Origin of the sequence: Nonomuraea fuscirosea, assembly GCF_003001935.1 — a bacterium.
Taxonomy (GTDB): domain Bacteria; phylum Actinomycetota; class Actinomycetes; order Streptosporangiales; family Streptosporangiaceae; genus Nonomuraea; species Nonomuraea fuscirosea.
The window spans coordinates 104009-118919 of sequence record NZ_PVNG01000008.1 but is presented as its reverse complement, the minus strand read 5'-3'; the positions used below and the strand labels follow the sequence as shown (position 1 = coordinate 118919).

Annotated in this window: 16 protein-coding genes; 9 read left to right on the top strand and 7 right to left on the bottom strand. The window is 71.7% G+C overall.

The window, feature by feature from the left end:
• Positions 1 to 54 precede the first annotated feature (54 nt).
• Together B0I32_RS19700 and B0I32_RS19695 are read right to left on the bottom strand one after the other, a co-directional pair.
• Complete coding sequence (locus B0I32_RS19700; RefSeq protein ID WP_106241306.1) at positions 55 to 720, bottom strand: response regulator; 666 nt, start codon at positions 718 to 720, stop codon at positions 55 to 57.
• On the bottom strand, positions 717 to 1889 hold the full coding sequence (locus B0I32_RS19695; protein ID WP_106241303.1) for a sensor histidine kinase: 1173 nt from the start codon (positions 1887 to 1889) through the stop codon (positions 717 to 719). The genes B0I32_RS19700 and B0I32_RS19695 overlap by 4 nt, the downstream gene beginning before the upstream one ends.
• Positions 1890 to 2096: 207 nt before the next feature.
• Here B0I32_RS19695 and B0I32_RS19690 point away from each other — a divergent pair, with 207 nt between their 5' ends.
• Positions 2097 to 3368 carry a serine hydrolase domain-containing protein gene (locus tag B0I32_RS19690; protein WP_106241300.1) on the top strand — a complete coding sequence of 424 codons (1272 nt, stop codon included), beginning with the start codon at positions 2097 to 2099 and terminating at the stop codon, positions 3366 to 3368.
• 379 nt (positions 3369 to 3747) lie between these two features.
• On the opposite strand, the gene B0I32_RS19685 is transcribed toward B0I32_RS19690, so the two are convergent.
• Positions 3748 to 4404, bottom strand: a complete 657-nt coding sequence (locus B0I32_RS19685) for a hypothetical protein (RefSeq protein ID WP_106241298.1) — start codon at positions 4402 to 4404, stop codon at positions 3748 to 3750.
• A gap of 311 nt (positions 4405 to 4715) precedes the next feature.
• Here B0I32_RS19685 and B0I32_RS19680 point away from each other — a divergent pair, with 311 nt between their 5' ends.
• The 5 genes from B0I32_RS19680 to B0I32_RS19660 all read left to right on the top strand — a co-directional run bounded on the left by B0I32_RS19680 (position 4716) and on the right by B0I32_RS19660 (position 8978).
• Entirely contained in the window at positions 4716 to 5705 is a 990-nt protein-coding gene (locus B0I32_RS19680) for a trypsin-like serine peptidase (protein WP_106241296.1), read from the top strand.
• A gap of 63 nt (positions 5706 to 5768) precedes the next feature.
• Positions 5769 to 7001, top strand: a complete 1233-nt coding sequence (locus tag B0I32_RS19675; protein ID WP_106241294.1) for a M20/M25/M40 family metallo-hydrolase — start codon at positions 5769 to 5771, stop codon at positions 6999 to 7001.
• 106 nt (positions 7002 to 7107) lie between these two features.
• Positions 7108 to 7557, top strand: a complete 450-nt coding sequence (locus tag B0I32_RS19670; RefSeq protein ID WP_106241291.1) for an RlpA-like double-psi beta-barrel domain-containing protein — start codon at positions 7108 to 7110, stop codon at positions 7555 to 7557.
• Positions 7558 to 7570: 13 nt separating this feature from the next.
• Positions 7571 to 8179 (top strand): cell wall protein, encoded by a 609-nt coding sequence (locus B0I32_RS19665; RefSeq protein ID WP_106241288.1) that lies wholly within the window; start codon positions 7571 to 7573, stop codon positions 8177 to 8179.
• Positions 8180 to 8189: 10 nt separating this feature from the next.
• Positions 8190 to 8978, top strand: coding sequence for a MauE/DoxX family redox-associated membrane protein (locus B0I32_RS19660; protein WP_106241285.1), 789 nt, complete (start codon positions 8190 to 8192; stop codon positions 8976 to 8978).
• Between the two features lie 119 nt (positions 8979 to 9097).
• On the opposite strand, the gene B0I32_RS19655 is transcribed toward B0I32_RS19660, so the two are convergent.
• From B0I32_RS19655 to B0I32_RS19645, 3 genes are all read right to left on the bottom strand, one after another.
• Entirely contained in the window at positions 9098 to 9463 is a 366-nt protein-coding gene (locus tag B0I32_RS19655) for a chorismate mutase (protein ID WP_106241283.1), read from the bottom strand.
• 19 nt (positions 9464 to 9482) lie between these two features.
• On the bottom strand, positions 9483 to 10655 hold the full coding sequence (locus tag B0I32_RS19650; RefSeq protein WP_106241280.1) for a 4-hydroxybenzoate 3-monooxygenase: 1173 nt from the start codon (positions 10653 to 10655) through the stop codon (positions 9483 to 9485).
• 72 nt (positions 10656 to 10727) lie between these two features.
• Complete coding sequence (locus B0I32_RS19645; protein WP_219911898.1) at positions 10728 to 10952, bottom strand: hypothetical protein; 225 nt, start codon at positions 10950 to 10952, stop codon at positions 10728 to 10730.
• Between the two features lie 166 nt (positions 10953 to 11118).
• On the opposite strand from B0I32_RS19645, the gene B0I32_RS19640 reads away from it, so the two are divergent.
• Positions 11119 to 12387, top strand: coding sequence for a sensor histidine kinase (locus B0I32_RS19640; protein ID WP_106241278.1), 1269 nt, complete (start codon positions 11119 to 11121; stop codon positions 12385 to 12387).
• Positions 12378 to 13025, top strand: coding sequence for a response regulator (locus B0I32_RS19635; RefSeq protein WP_106241276.1), 648 nt, complete (start codon positions 12378 to 12380; stop codon positions 13023 to 13025). The genes B0I32_RS19640 and B0I32_RS19635 overlap by 10 nt, the downstream gene beginning before the upstream one ends.
• Before the next feature lie 41 nt (positions 13026 to 13066).
• Here the strand turns inward: B0I32_RS19635 and B0I32_RS19630 are convergent, their stop codons facing one another.
• Positions 13067 to 13324 (bottom strand): hypothetical protein, encoded by a 258-nt coding sequence (locus B0I32_RS19630; RefSeq protein WP_106241274.1) that lies wholly within the window; start codon positions 13322 to 13324, stop codon positions 13067 to 13069.
• A gap of 225 nt (positions 13325 to 13549) precedes the next feature.
• Here B0I32_RS19630 and B0I32_RS19625 point away from each other — a divergent pair, with 225 nt between their 5' ends.
• On the top strand, positions 13550 to 14881 hold the full coding sequence (locus B0I32_RS19625; RefSeq protein ID WP_106241271.1) for a hypothetical protein: 1332 nt from the start codon (positions 13550 to 13552) through the stop codon (positions 14879 to 14881).
• Positions 14882 to 14911 lie beyond the last annotated feature (30 nt).

Sequence of the window (14911 nt, the reverse complement as noted above, 5' to 3'; positions counted from 1 at the left end):
TCCACGGGTGAAGATCTCAACCCGGCTCGCCGGCCACCGCCGACTCCCAAGGGTTCAGGCGAGCTCGCCGGGGATCGCCAGCCCCGTCTCGTACGCGACGATCACCGCCTGGACCCGGTCGCGCAGCCCTAGCTTGGTCAGCACGTTGCTGACGTGCGTCTTGACCGTGTGCTCGCTGACCACCATCTCCCGTGCGATCTCCGCGTTCGAGAGCCCGCGCGCGATCATCCGCAGCGTCTCCCGCTCGCGCCCGGTCAGCACGGCCAGCCGCTCCGAGGGCGGCGCGGCGGGCCTGGGCGCTCTTGAGGTGAAGTCGGCGATCAGTCGCGTGGTGACCGAGGGGGCCAGCAGCGACTCGCCGGCCGCGACCACCCGTACGGCGTGCACGAGGTCGTCCCTGCGCACGTCCTTGAGCAGGAACCCGGCGGCGCCCGCCCGCAGCGCGTCGTAGACGTAGTCGTCCAGGTCGAACGTGGTCAGCATGAGCACCCGGCAGCCGCCGTCCGCGCACACGATCCTGGCCGCCTCGATGCCGTCCATGACGGGCATGCGGATGTCGAGCAGGAGCAGGTCGGGGCGGTGCTCGCGGACGGCGGCGACGGCCTGCGCGCCGTCCCCCGCCTCGGCGACGACCTCGATGTCCGGCTGGGCGTCCAGGATCATGCTGAACCCGGCGCGTACCAGCTCCTGGTCGTCGGCCACGACCACGCGGAGCGTCATGACGCCGCCAGCGGGAGCACGACGCGCACCCGGAAGCCGGGCCCGTCCTCGCGCGGGCCGGCCACCGCGCTGCCGCCGCAGGCCGCGGCGCGCTCGCGGATGCCGATCAGGCCGTTGCCCCCTGAGGGCAGCTCCTGGTCCCGGCCGCTCGCGGCGGAACCTCCGTCGTCGGTGATGTCGATCATGAGTGCGTGGTCCTGCCAGGCGAGGGAGATGGCGGCGCGGGCGGCGCCCGCGTGCTTGACGATGTTGGTGAGGGCTTCCTGGGCGATCCGGTACGCGGCCACCTCCGCGTCGGGCGACAGCGCTCCCGGCTCACCGGACGTGGAGCAGGTCACCCGCACCCCGGCGGCCCTGACCTGCTCGGCCAGGGCGGGCAGCGCGGCGATGGTCGGCTGCGGCCCGCGCGGCCCCTGCTCCTCCTTGAGCACGTTCAGCATGCGGCGCAACTGGTCCATGGCGTCGCGCCCGGCGGCGGCGATGGCGTCGAAGGCGGCCACGGCCCGGTCGGGGGCGGCGGCCACCGCGACGGGCCCGGCCTCGGCCTGGACCACCATGACGCTGACCGCGTGGGCGAGGATGTCGTGCATGTCGCGGGCGATCCTGGCCCGCTCCCGCTCGGCGGCCCGCTCCGCCTCGGCCTCGCGTTCGCGGGCGAGCTGAGCGGCGCGCTCCTCCAGCGCGGCGGTGTGCGCGCGGGAGGCGGCCGCGGCCCGGCCGATGGCGTACGCGGCGACGAAGAGCACGATTCCCCGCAACGCGGTCTCGGACGAGCCGACGACGAGCAGGCCGCCGGAGATCGTGACGACGAACATGAGCCGGCGGATCCACCGGGCGCTGTGGGCCGCCACGGTGTAGAAGGCGACCAGGCTGCCGTACCAGATGGGCTGGCGCACCACCTCGTCCACGAAGTCGTAGCAGCCGGTCGGGACGAGCACGCCGAGCAGCACGGCCACGGGCGCGCGGCGGCGCCAGATCAGCGGGATCGCGGCGGCGACCACCACGGTGTAGCCCCACCAGTGCCACGGCCGGCCCCATGGATTGTCCGCGCTGACGAACGGCCACAGCTGCGCGGCCAGCACGAGCGCCGCGAGCGCGCCGTCCACCAGCGTCGGGGGCAGCGTGGCCACCCAGCCGCGGAGCCGGGTGACATACCGCGGTTCGGTCATAACGCCCCATTTTGCCCGTCCGGCCGGGAAGGCGGATCCAGCGCTCATGGTGCGACATCCTCCTCGCGGGACGGGGGAAGGGCATCGCCGGTGAGAGGGATCCGGCGGCTCCCTCTCGGGGGCGAGCACGAATGGCTCGTACCGGCGATCCGCGGAGAGGGGTGCGCGCAGCAGGCTTGCCGCATCCCACAGCACCTGGAGCTCACCATGATGAAGACCGCTGCCGCCGGCCTCGCCCTCGCCACCCTGCTCGTCGGAGCACCCGCCCAGGCCGCCACACCCACGTCCGCACCCACGTCAGCACCCACGTCCAGGCCCACACCGACGCCCACACCGACGCCATGTCCGGCGCCGACCGCCGGCCCGGCCCACCCGAGTGCCCCGCCGGCCGACCCGCCGGTGCAGGTGCCGCCGATCAACGAGGCGGCGCTGCGTGAGTCGATCGCCGGGTTGCCCGCGGCCGACGCCACGGCGGCGATCGTCCGGGTGGGCGGCCGTAAGGGCTCGTGGCGGGCGGTGCGCGGGGTGGCCGACCTGGCGACGAAGCGGAAGGCCGCGGCCGGCGCGCGCTTCCGGGCGGGCAGCGTGACCAAGATGTTCACCACCGCGGTGGTGCTGCAGCTCGTGGCCGAGCGCAGGCTGTCGCTCGACGACACGGTGCAGGACCGGCTGCCCGGACTGCTGCCCGCCTCGTACCCGGAGGTGCGCGTCGGCCAGCTGCTCGACCACACCAGCGGCCTGCCCGCGCCGGCCGTGCCCGGCACGCTGGAGTACGCCTACCGGACCAGGTTCAAGAAGTGGACCCCCGAGGAGTACGTGGCCCTGGCCGTGCGTAACCCGATCGAGTTCACCCCCGGCACCGCGCAGCACTATCTCAACACCAACACGTTCGTGGCGGGGCTGCTGATCGAGCGGGTCACGGGCAGGTCGTACGAGCGCGAGGTCACCACCCGGATCCTGCGCCCGGTGGGCATGAAGGACAGTTACCTGCCCGGCGCCTCGGTCCGTGTCCGCGGCCCGCACCACGAGGGCTACCAGTCCGTGCCCGAGGGCTTCGACGACGCCGTCCCGTACGGCGACGGGTATGTGGTGAACATGACCGAGACCAGCGTCACCTCGACCTGGGCCTCGGGCGACCTGATCTCGACGGCCGCGGACCTGGAGAAGTTCGTCAGGGCGCTGTTCTCCGGGAAGGTGGTGCCGCCGGCCCAGCTGGAGCCGATGTTCACGGTGCCGGACGTGACCATGTTCGGCGCGTGCGACCAGCCGGCCGTCTACACCTCGGGCATGACGAGGCTGGTGCTGCCCGGCGGGCTCGTCGCGTACGGCAAGACCGGAGCCCGTTACGGCTACTCCGCCGGCGTCGGCGCGACGCGCGACCTGGAAAGGACGCTCGTCTACTCGGTCAACTCCACGGACGCCAAGGCTTCGGGCCAGAACCAGCGGGCTCTGGGCATCGCCGTGGCGGCGTTCTCCTGACGAAGAACACGGCCGCGTTCTCCCGGCCGAGATGGCGGAAGCATCCGGCGGGAGAGCGGCATCGGCCGAGACGCCAGAGGTGAGGGCGGACGCCCTCACCTCTCCAGCGCTGTCGGCTCAGCGGCGGCGACGGCGACGGCGCCGCGCGCGGCTGGAGCTCTCGTTCTCGCCGCCCGGAGGCGGCTCCGGGAACCGGAGCATGGGAAGTCGGAACGATGTGAGACCCAGATATCGCTGGATGGCCATGGTGTTCCCCCTCATGAAGTCCGTGAGGTTCGGCGCACCGGACGGCTGCGCGTCCGGTCACTACCGGACTGAGTCACGCTCTACCCGGAAACCCACCGGCTATCCCCGCTGACCTGCGCCTCAGCCTCTCCCCCTACTTGACGGACAGCTTGCGGCGCTTGAACATCGGGTGCTTGGTCTCCCAGTAGCGCCAGCCCTCGACGCGGGACGGCACGCTGGCGATGCCCGCCGCGACCTTGTTGCGCTCACAGGTGCCGAGCACCGACCAGGCCGACCAGCCGACGCGGTAACCGAAGACCCGGTACCACATGTTGCCGTACATTCCGTCGCTGATTTCCTTGGTGTATTCATGGCCGGAGAAGACCATGTGACGCTCTTCCAGGTGCGGCAGCCCGAGCCGGCGCAAATGGTCGACGACGGTTTTCGTGTCGATGGTCTTGGAGAAGTCCTTGCCCTTCTCGTTTTCCGTCTCGAGGAAGGCGGTGATTTCCGCCTCACGGGTGACCGACACCGTCATGGAGCCGCCGGGGCCGTCGATGTAGCGGGTGCGGGGCAGGTAGAAGTTCCGCGGCGACATCTGGTGGATCCGGAAGAAGGTGCGTGGCCTGCAGTTCCTTCCCCCGTCGTCGTCGTCATCGTGGTGATCGACGAAGCCTCTGTCACTGGTGCGGTGGTGGTGGTCGTCGTCCTTGGAGTCGGCACTCGCCGCCGGTGCCATGGTGACCGCCAGAGTCGCCGCGAGGAGACCGCGCAGGGCGGGCTTCGCCATTTCGCTCAGTGGGGTGAACATTACCGTTCCTTTCCGCATGCGACCTATAGTCGCCAGACCGGTACGATGCTTACAGTTGCCGCGAGCGAGATGACAACGCCACGCCGTAGTCGAATTTCCCGTACCGGGAAAAGAGTGGTGAAAAAGCTTCATCAATCGACGCCTATTCGGCAAAGAAAGAACAGGCTCCGGGCGGCGAACCGAAACTTACCCTCCGTGCGCGACTGCTTTCGTACAGGTATGTCGCCATATCTAAATGTGCATGCGTTGAGGCGGATGGATCGCGCCGTACGTACCTCCCTACGGCAGATTCCGCGTTTCAGGAGGTACGTATGCACCGCAGAGTCGCCCTGCTCTCCACTTTCGTGCTCGCCCTGGCAGGCTCCCTCGTCCCCGCGGGCGCCGCCCAGGCCGACCCCAGCAGGCCCGTCACCTGGTCGGCCACGGATTCCTGGTCGGAGCGCAGGTCCGTCTCGCAGTACTGGACCCCGCGTCGCATGGTCGCCGCGCAACCGCTGGAGGCGCCCGCGCCCCGGCGTGGAGTCCGGACCCGCACACCGTCCCAGGGCAGACCGTGGGCCACCCGCGGCACGACGGGCGACAGCAACGGCAGGCTGCGGGCCGCGGTGGCCAACAGCCCCGGCCTGCAGTGGACCGACGGCGGCGCCGTCGTGCGCACCACCGGCCGGGTCTTCTTCACCACCGCCGACGGCCGCAACTCCTCCTGCTCGGGCTCGGCCGTGACCAGCGCGAACGAGAGCGTCGTGATCACGGCGGGACACTGTGTGAAGCTGAACGGCGCGGCGCACCGCAACTGGGCGTTCGTCCCGGCCTTCGACGACGGCCGGCGCCCGTTCGGCACCTGGGTGGCCAGCGAGATGTTCACCACGCCGCAGTGGAACGCGCGCGAGGACATCAACTTCGACGTGGCCGCGGTGGTGGTCGCGCCGCTGAACGGCCGCACGCTGACCGACGTCGTGGGCGGGCAGGGGGTGGCGTTCAACCAGCCCAGGCAGCGGCAGAACTTCGCCTTCGGCTATCCGGCGGCCGATCCGTTCGACGGCTCCGAGCTGATCTACTGCAGCGGGCGCGCGTTCAACGACACCGTCTCCACCAACGACCAGGGGCTGCGCTGCAACATGACGGGCGGATCCAGCGGCGGGCCGTGGTTCCAGGGCTTCGACCCGGCCACCGGGCTCGGCTGGCTGAACTCGCTCAACAGCTTCACCTACAACTTCGCCCCGAACTTCATGTTCGGCCCGTTCTTCGGGAACGAGGCGATGGCCGTCTACCAGACGGCGCAGAACTCGCAGGCCACCTGAGCTGCGCGGGGCCGCCGGGAAGCGGTGCGGCATGATGGGCCTGGATCCCCCAGGAGGCCCGCCATGCCGCCCGTCGTGCCACCCGACGTACCGCCCACCGGCCCACCCCCAGGACCACCCGCCACACCCCCCACCGGGTCACCCGCAGGACCGCCCTCCGGCGATCCGCTGCCGCTGCTCGAACGTCTCATCGCCGTCGACTCGGTCAATCCCGACCTTTCACCCGGCGGCGCCGGCGAGTCGGCGGTGGCCGACCTCTGCGCGCAGTGGCTGGGCGAGCGCGGTTTCGAGCTGCACCGTCTCGAACGACGGCCCGGCCGCCCGTCCCTGGTCGCCGTGGCGCGCGGCACCGGCGGCGGGCGGTCGCTGATGCTCAACGGCCATCTGGACACGGTCGCGTACGGCACCTACGACGGCGACCCGCTCACCCCGCGCGTCGAGGACGGCCGGATCCACGGCCGCGGCGCCTTCGACATGAAAAGCGGCGTGGCCGCGATGATGGCCGCCGCCGCCCGCGCCACCGCCGCCGGCCCCCTGCGCGGCGACGTCATCGTGGCCTGCGTGGCCGACGAGGAGCACGCCAGTTCCGGCACCGAGGAGGTGCTGGAGAGCTTCACCGCCGACGCGGCGATCGTGACCGAGCCGAGCCTGCTGGAGGTGACGCTCGCGCACAAGGGGTTCGCCTGGTTCGAGATCGACGTGCTGGGCCTGGCCGCCCACGGCTCGCGCCCCGACCTGGGCGTGGACGCGATCGCCAAGGCCGGTCACTTCCTCGTCGCGCTGGAGGAGCTGGGCCTGCGCCTGGCCGCCTCGGGCGGGCACCGGCTGCTGGGGCCCGGCACCGTGCACGCCTCGCTGATCGAGGGCGGGGAGGGCCCATCGACATATCCGGCCAGGTGCCGGATCACCGTCGAGCGGCGTACCGTTCCCGGTGAGAGCGCCGAGACCGTACGGGCCGAACTGGCCGAGATCCTCGACCGGCTGACCGCCACCGTCCCCGGTTTCCGTTACGAGCTGCGCGGCGGGCTGCACCGCGACCCGTTCGAGGCCGATCAGGAATCCCCTATCGCCCGGGTGCTGCTGCGGCAGGTGGAGCGGGCGCTCGGCCGGCCGCCGGTGATCCGCGCCGAGCCGTTCTGGACCGACTGCGCCCTGCTGGCCCGCGCCGGGATCCCGTGCCTGCTCTTCGGGGTGGACGGCGGCGGCGCGCACGCCGACACCGAGTGGGCCGAGATCGCCTCCGTCGAACTGGTCACGGACGTGCTGGCCGCGACGATCACCGAGTTCTGCGCCTGAAAATCGGGCATTGACGAAAAATCCTTACATGGTAGTTGTAGATCGAGTCGGAAAGCTTCACACCCCTCGCTGAGATCGTCCAGAGCTCACCCAAGGAGGACGCGCCATGGCGCGAAGCACCGCCCCCGACCCGCCCGCCGACTTACTCGGCCCCGTCCAAGGAGAGGTCTCCTGGTTCTGCTGCGGCACCGCATGGGGCCCGTGCAGCAGCACCGGCAAGGGAGCCTGCGGCACCTGCAACTCCGGCAACCTCCAGCACGCCTGGCCCAACACCTCCGACGCCTGCTGGGCCATCACCCGCCCCGACAGCTGCGGCGTCGGCCTGTCCCGCCGTACCTGCGGGTTCCGGCACCGGATCACGGCCCTGTGCAGCGGAAGCAGCGTCGTCACCGCCATCGCCGACTGCGGCCCGCAGACGGACCTGTTCTGCGGCGAGCGCAGTTGCTGCGGCGCGACCTGCGCCAGCAACCGGCTGATCGACCTCACCCCCGCCGCCTACAGCCAGATCGCCAGCCTCTCCTCCGGCCTGCGTCCGGCCGAGATCTCGACGGCCTGAGGAGGCGGGGCAGATGCGCAGCAGAAGAGATGTGCTCAGGTCCGCCGTGCTCGGCGGAGGCGCGAGCGTCGTCGCCGCCACCGCGATGGGCTCACTGGGGCCCGAGGCGGCGTTCGCCGCCACCGCGCCCGCGCCCGCGCAGAAGGTCGAGCCGGGCGCGCCCGACCCCGACTTCGCCGAGGGCCGGATCCGCTCGATCAAGGAGAACACGCTGCTCGTCCTGGGCTCGAACCTGGTCTTCCACACCATCAGGGTGGTGGACGGCACGAGCCTGTGGAAGCTCGGACCCGTCGCGTTCGACCAGGCCAAGCCGGGCGACGGCCTGTACGCCAGGGGTGTGCGCATGCCGGACGGAATGCTGGCCGCCGAGTCCGTGTGGCTCAACATCGTCAACATCAAGGGTCACATCAAGAACATCACCGGACAGACCCTCCACCTCGACCACAACGGCCACGAAGTGCTGTGTCACGTCGTCGCCGGCAAGTCGGTGGCCATCCACTCCGAGTCGCCGCCCACCGAGGACCTGTCGATGCTGAAAGTGAGCCAGCACGTGCAGATCCTGGGCGCCTGGCGGCCGGACACGAACGAAGTGGACATCGCAACGGTCTTCTCCCCGCACTAGGAGGCAGTTCATGAACGGGATCGCCGCGTCGCAGCCGTACGTGATCGCTTTCTTCCTGCTCTGGGCGGGCCTGATGAAGCTGCTCAGCCGGCGGATGCGGGCACAGGCCGGCCAGACCGCTCTGGCCCGGCTCACCGGCCCGGCGCGCGCGGTCCCGGTCCTGCGGCTCGTCGGCCTGGCCGAAGTCGCCGTGGCCACCGCCCTGCTACTGCCACCCACCCACCTCTTCGACGGCGTCGCCGCCGCGCTGCTGTCGGCCGGTTTCCTCGCCTATCTCACCTACGCCCACGTGGCCGCGCCCACCGCGTCGTGCGGCTGTCTGGGCACTCATGCCAAGCCCGTGGACGCGCGGTCCTTCGCCCGCGCGGGACTGCTGCTGGCCGCCGCGCTGATCACCGTGCTGCTCGCGGCGGCGCCCGGCCTCGTCCCGGCCGTCACGTTGCCGGGCGGCCTGCCGGAGGTCGTGGTCCTGGCGGAGATCGCGGCCCTGCTGGCTCTGTCGTCGGAGCTGGACCGCTACTGGCTCGTCCCGCTGCGCCGCCTCCTGATCCGCCTGCGCCGGCCGCTCGCGCTCGCGCCCACGGGGAGCGTTCCGCTGGAGGCGTCGCTGCACCTGCTGCGCCGCAGCCCCGCCTACTGCTCGGCCTCGGCCCAGCTCACCTCGGACGTGCGCGACACATGGGACGAGGACGGGTTGCGCTTCGTCGTGTACGGCGCCCGCGACCGCACGGCCGTCTTCGCCGTCCCCCTCGTCGGCGACGACCCGCGCGCGGTCAAGGTCGCCCTGGTGAACGCCTGAGGCCGGGGCCAGCGCCTGAGCCGTGGTCCGCGTCTGAGGCCGTGGTCCGCGTCTGAAGCCCGGGGCCCGGGGATGCTCAGGACCCCTGGGCGCTCGGGGGGCGGGCCCCGCGTCGCGGGTCAGTTGTCGCGGGCCGCGGCGTGATTGCTGGCGATCAGTTCGTGGTGCCGGACGACCTCGGCGATGATGAAGTTTAGGAAGCGCTCGGCGAAGACGGGGTCGAGCTTCGACTCCTCGGCCAGGGCGCGCAGGCGGCGGATCTGGGCCGCCTCCCGGTCGGGGTCCGCCGGAGGAAGCTGGTACTCGGCCTTGAGCCGGCCCACCTCCTGCGTGCACTTGAAGCGTTCGGCCAGCAGATGGACGAGCGCGGCGTCGAGGTTGTCGATGCTGTCGCGCAGCCGCTGCAGCTCCTTGCGGATGTAGATTTCCTGATCAGGCAGATCTTGAGAGGTTTTATCCACAAATATCCCCACATAGTGCAACATGACCCTAGAAGGGGAAATGTTACCCGCCGGCCATCAGGTCGGCGAAGGCCCGAGCCGCGGCCCCCGAGCTGAACAGCCGCTCCAGCCGCGCCCTGGCCAGCTCCCGCCGGAACGGCCCCGCCAGCGTCGCGTCACCGGATTCGTGGGTCATCTCGGTCAGCCAGCGCGAGAACTCCTGGTGGTTCCACACCCGTTTGAGGCACGTGGCCGAGTACGCCTCCAGCGGCCCGTCGTCCCCCTCGCGCAGCGCCGCCCGCAGCGCGTGGGCCAGCACGTCCGCGTCGGCGATGGCCAGGTTCATGCCCTTGCCGCCCATCGGGGTGATGATGTGGGCCGCGTCCCCGGCCAGGAAGAGGCGCCCGTACCGCATGGGGTCGACGACGAAACTGCGCATGTCCACCACGGCCTTCTCCGTGATCGGCCCCTCGGGCAGCCCGGGGTCGCCGAGGCGCAGCCGTAACTGGGCCCAGATCCGGGAGTCGTCCCAGCCGTCGAGCGCGTCGCCGGGCGCGCACTCCAGGTAGAAGCGGCTGGCCTGCGGCCCCCTCGGGAAGTGGGCGGCGAAACCCGCCGAGTGGATCGCGAACATCGGGTGCCGCGGCGGCGGCACGTCGGCCATCACCGTGAACCAGCCGATGCCGTGGTCGTAGGTGTACGTGGTCAGCGCCTGCTCGGGGACGCTCGCCCGGCTGACGCCGTGGTGGCCGTCGCAGCCGGCCACGTACGAGCAGGCGATCTCGCGTACGGTGCCGTCCTGATCCCGGTAGGACACGACGGGGGCGTCACCCTCGACCCCGCGCGGGCTCACCTCGGCGGCGTCGAAGCGCAGGTCTCCCCCGCCCGCCTCGAAGGCCGCGATGAGCCGGCCGACGAGGACCTGCTGCGGGACGATCCGGCCCGATCTGCCGTCGGCCAGCGCGACCACGTCGAGGAAGCGCGGCTCGCCGTCCACCCTGATCTCCATCGTGGAGTCCCGGTGCGTGCCCGCCAGCACGCTCTCGGCCAGGCCCCAGTCCTCGAAGACGCGCGTCGCCGCGTGATCGAGCACGCCGGCGCGCTGACGCCGTTCCACGTGGGAACGGCTCTGCCGCTCCAGCACCACGCACGCGACGCCCGCCTGCCGCAGCAGGTTGGCCAGGGTCAGGCCGGCCGGGCCGGCTCCGATGACGACGACCTCGGTGCGCTCCGGCATGCTCGGCCCCTCCGGCGAAATCGGTACTTGTCGTCCGGCATCCGACACCAGGATCGGCCGATCCGCAAGTCCTCAGGTCCGCCCGCCCCTGCGGGTCTCGTAGTGCTGGGCGATCAGCGCCGCCGCGCACCCCAGGGTGGCCAGGCCGAACCCGACCCCGATGAACACGTTGACGTCCGCGATGGACGACACCGCGTTGCAGACCGCGAAGACGGCCAGCAGCAGCCAGAGAACGGGGCGGCGTACGCGGGCGAGGGCGCCGGCGGGACGGGCCTCAGTGCCGTGCTCGGTCATCATGCCCTCCTTGATCGGTTTGTCATACCGAGAACGCTACGGAGCGGCGCGAGCCGAGACGATCCCAGCAGCGGGACAGTCGGAGGTACAGCCAGCTGTACTTTTCGGCCGGTGATTGCCCGATGCAGCACCTCTTGTCCTAGGGTCTGAGCGGACGAAGGAGGTGCGGATGCAGGCCCAGGACCCGGCGACCGGGCGGCGGCGGGCCCGTTCGTGGGACGTGTTCGCCCGCGCCCGCACCACCCTCGACGGGCTGGAACACCTCGTGGGCGGCATGGGCACCAGCGCCCTGGCCCTCATCGCGCTGATCGGGCTGGCCGCCGTCCTGCCCTTCTGCCTCACGGGCGTGGGCCTGCGCCTGGTGCCGACCTCCCTGCGCGGCCTGCGTACGGTCGCCAACAGGGAGCGGGCCCGGCTGTCCCGCTGGGGCCCGGAGATCATCAACCCGGATCCGGTGCCCCCCGACTGGCGGACGGCCATCAGGCAGCCCGCCACCGGCCGCGAGCTGCTCTGGCTGGCCTGGCACGCCACGGTGGGGCTGCTGCTGGGCGCGATCGGGCTGACGCTGCCGTTCCGTGCGGCACTCGACCTGGTGTTCCCGCTCTACTGGCCGCTGCTCGGTCCGGAGGACCGGGCCGGCGCCATCCTGGAGATCTGGCCGGCCGACGACCTGCCGAGCGCACTCCTGGTGAGCCCGATGAGCCTGTTCTGGCTCGGGCTCGCCCTGGCCCTCATCCCCGGCATGGCCCGGCTGCAGGCGTGGCCCGGCCGCCGGCTGCTGGCCGCCGACCCCGGCACCGACCTGGCCCTGCGGGTGGCCCAGCTGACCGCCACCCGCGCCGCCGCGCTGGACGCGCACGCCGCGGAGCTGCGCCGGATCGAGCGGTCCCTGCACGACGGCACCCAGAACCGGATCGTGGCGGTCAACGTGCTGCTGGGCGCGGCCCGCCGCGCGCTGGCACGTGACCCGTCCACTGCCGACGCCGTGCTCGAACGAGCCCAGGACGCCGCCGAGCAGGCGCTGTCCGAGTTGCGCGCGGTCGTGCGCAGCATCCTGCCCCCGGTGCTGGCCGATCGCAGCCTGGCCGACGCGCTGAGCGGCCTGGCCGCGGCCAGCCCCGTGCCGTGCGAGGTCGACGCCGACGTGCCGGGGCGCTGCCCGGTCTCCGTCGAGGCCACCGCCTACTTCGTGGTGGCCGAGGCCCTCACCAACATCGCCAAGCACAGCGAGGCCCGGCGCGCCACCGTGACCGTGCGGCGGACCGACGACCGGCTGCGCATCCAGATCGTGGACGACGGCCGCGGCGGAGCCGTCGAGGACGGCGGGTCCGGGCTGGCCGGGATCCGCCGCCGTACCGAGGCGCTCGACGGCACCTTCACGCTGACCAGCCCCACGGGCGGGCCGACCACCATGAATGTGAGCCTTCCATGCGGATAGTGATCGCCGAGGACGACGCCCTGCTGCGCGAAGGGCTCGCGCTGCTGCTGCGCGCGGAAGGGCTCGACGTGGTGGCCACCGCCCCCGACGCCGCCGGGTTCCTCGAAGCCGTGGACACGCACAAGCCGGACGTCGCCATCGTGGACGTACGCATGCCGCCGACCCACACCGACGAGGGCATCGTGGCCGCCGTCGAGGCCAGGCGGCGGCTGCCGGGGCTCGCCGTGCTCGTGCTGTCGGCGTACGTCGAGCAGGCGTTCGCCACGGATCTGCTCTCCCACGGCAGCTCCCGCCTCGGCTACCTGCTCAAGGAGCGGGTCGGCCGGGTCGGGGAGTTCCTGACGGCGCTGCACCGGGTGGCCGACGGCGGCACCGCCATCGACCCCGAGGTGGTCGCGCAACTGCTGACCCGCAGCCGCCCGGACAACCGGCTGGAACGGCTGAGCCCGCGCGAGCGCGACGTGCTCGCCCTGATGGCGGAGGGGCTCGGCAACGCGGCCATCGCCGAGCGGCTGTTCGTCACCGACGGCGCCGTGCACAAGCACATCCGCAGCATCTTCGCCAAGCTCGACCTGGCCCCGACCGACGGGACGGACCGGCGGGTGGCGGCCGTGCTGCAGTACCTCGAAAGCGCCTGACCACCCGCCGCCACCCACCCGATCCGCGGACGCCCCCGTTCTCAGGCGCCCAGGTCGCGGACGACGTTGTCGAGCCGGATGGCCAGCCGGTCGAGCTCGTCCTCCGTCGGCTCGCCCGCCGGCAACTGGGCGATCACCTCGTCACGCCGCGCGATGACCAGGCCCCTGTGCGCCTCGTCCACGTCCGATGCGGGCAGCACCACGCAGTCACCGCGGACGAACACCAGCGTGGCGTCGGGATGGCCTGATTCGAGCAGCTGACGGACGCACTCTTTGTCGATCAAGGACATGGAAGACATCGAGACTCCTCCCCGGTCGGCCCCTCCACGCAGCCGCCTACCCCCGTGCGGGGAGCAGGAACCCCGCCCCTGTCGGGCCTGACCGTCATGGGCCGCCGTACACCCGCTTGACCTGCGAAAACACCCTAATGCGGCATCACGTGTCGTCCGCGATCAATCACGGAGAGTGACCGTATGGTGAGCTCAGTGGCCCCAGGTGGCCCCTCCGCAAGCGAGAGGATCGAAATGCCGCAGGAACCGAGAATCGACGTCGAGACCAGAGCCCACGGGATCGAGAGCAGCCTGTCCGCCGAACAGGTCGAGCGGATCGCCGAGGCGCTCGGCCACCAGGGCGTCTGGTTCGCCGCCCCGCCGGAGCGCTCCGGTCAGGCCCGCCCGCCCGAGCAGGTCTGGGAGCTGGTCGGCGACAGCCCGCACCACGGCCGCCTGGCCACCGGCCGCGCCGCCGTGCACCTGGCCGAGGGGCACGACGCGCTGACCAGGCCGCTGATCCTGGCCGACGGCTTCAACTACGGGCCGAGCGACCTCGACGAGCTGTGGCGGCACTTCAACAAGCCGTACGCGCCCGGCAAGCCCGGCTTCCTCGACCAGCTCAGCACGCTGGGCATCGACGTCATCCTGCTGGGCTTCGACCAGCGGCACATCGCCATCCAGGCCAACGCCGCCGTCGCGGTCACCGCCGTGCAGCGCGCCATCGACGAGCGCTGGGGCGACGACCAGCTCGTCGTGGGCGGCGTCAGCATGGGTGGCCTGATCACCAGGTACGCGCTGGCCCGCATGGAGAACGAGCGCATCGACCACCAGACGGAGAAGTACTTCTCCTACGACAGCCCGCACCTCGGCGCCTGGATCCCGCTGGTGCTCCAGCAGCTGGCCTACCTGCACGAGGCGCTCGACCCGCGCTCCGACGGGCCCGGCCAGGCCGAGCTGATCCGCAGCCCCGCCGCGCAGCAGCAGCTGTGGGGCTGGGTCCAGAACGCCGACTACTCGGGCCCGGTGACGGACAACGCGCTGCGCCAGGAGTGGATCGAGGATCTGCGCAGGGTGGGCTGGTTCCCGATGCGCCCGTACAAGCTGGGCATGGCCAACGGCACCGGCCACGGTGTCGGCAACGGCCTGCCCGCCGGCACCCCGGTCTTCGACCTGAACCTCGACGCGCTGCAGCTCGTCGCCCGCTTCCAGCCGGACATGGGTGAGCTGCAGAACATCGGCACCGTGCGCTTCGGCGCCCCGGTGTGGACGAGCGCCACCTCGCACGTCCCGGCGTTCGACGGAGCGCCCGGCGGCACGCTCGACGCGTGGGGCCGGCTCGCCGACGCGATGGGGCTGACGATCGAGCCGCGCTTCCGCAGCAGCTGCTTCGTCCCGGCGGTCAGCGCGGTCGCCCTGGCCAGGGACCCGTACCAGTGGCAGGCCGACCTGCACCTGGACCTCAGCGACCTGCCCAAGGACGAGACGCAGCTGGACGCGTTCTGCTGCGACACGACCGACACGGAGCACAGCGCGGTGTCGGCACCGCTGATCGAGTGGTTCCTGGAGCAGCTGGCCGGCTGGTAGAGCGGCGAAGGAGAGTGCCGGCTCGCCGCG

Coding starts and splice junctions, on each gene's coding strand:
- B0I32_RS19700 (WP_106241306.1), bottom strand. CDS start 720: ATGACGCTCCGCGTGGTCGTGGCCGACGACCAGGAGCTGGTACGCGCC.
- B0I32_RS19695 (WP_106241303.1), bottom strand. CDS start 1,889: ATGACCGAACCGCGGTATGTCACCCGGCTCCGCGGCTGGGTGGCCACG.
- B0I32_RS19690 (WP_106241300.1), top strand. CDS start 2,097: ATGATGAAGACCGCTGCCGCCGGCCTCGCCCTCGCCACCCTGCTCGTC.
- B0I32_RS19685 (WP_106241298.1), bottom strand. CDS start 4,404: ATGTTCACCCCACTGAGCGAAATGGCGAAGCCCGCCCTGCGCGGTCTC.
- B0I32_RS19680 (WP_106241296.1), top strand. CDS start 4,716: ATGCACCGCAGAGTCGCCCTGCTCTCCACTTTCGTGCTCGCCCTGGCA.
- B0I32_RS19675 (WP_106241294.1), top strand. CDS start 5,769: ATGCCGCCCGTCGTGCCACCCGACGTACCGCCCACCGGCCCACCCCCA.
- B0I32_RS19670 (WP_106241291.1), top strand. CDS start 7,108: ATGGCGCGAAGCACCGCCCCCGACCCGCCCGCCGACTTACTCGGCCCC.
- B0I32_RS19665 (WP_106241288.1), top strand. CDS start 7,571: ATGCGCAGCAGAAGAGATGTGCTCAGGTCCGCCGTGCTCGGCGGAGGC.
- B0I32_RS19660 (WP_106241285.1), top strand. CDS start 8,190: ATGAACGGGATCGCCGCGTCGCAGCCGTACGTGATCGCTTTCTTCCTG.
- B0I32_RS19655 (WP_106241283.1), bottom strand. CDS start 9,463: ATGTTGCACTATGTGGGGATATTTGTGGATAAAACCTCTCAAGATCTG.
- B0I32_RS19650 (WP_106241280.1), bottom strand. CDS start 10,655: ATGCCGGAGCGCACCGAGGTCGTCGTCATCGGAGCCGGCCCGGCCGGC.
- B0I32_RS19645 (WP_219911898.1), bottom strand. CDS start 10,952: ATGATGACCGAGCACGGCACTGAGGCCCGTCCCGCCGGCGCCCTCGCC.
- B0I32_RS19640 (WP_106241278.1), top strand. CDS start 11,119: ATGCAGGCCCAGGACCCGGCGACCGGGCGGCGGCGGGCCCGTTCGTGG.
- B0I32_RS19635 (WP_106241276.1), top strand. CDS start 12,378: ATGCGGATAGTGATCGCCGAGGACGACGCCCTGCTGCGCGAAGGGCTC.
- B0I32_RS19630 (WP_106241274.1), bottom strand. CDS start 13,324: ATGTCTTCCATGTCCTTGATCGACAAAGAGTGCGTCCGTCAGCTGCTC.
- B0I32_RS19625 (WP_106241271.1), top strand. CDS start 13,550: ATGCCGCAGGAACCGAGAATCGACGTCGAGACCAGAGCCCACGGGATC.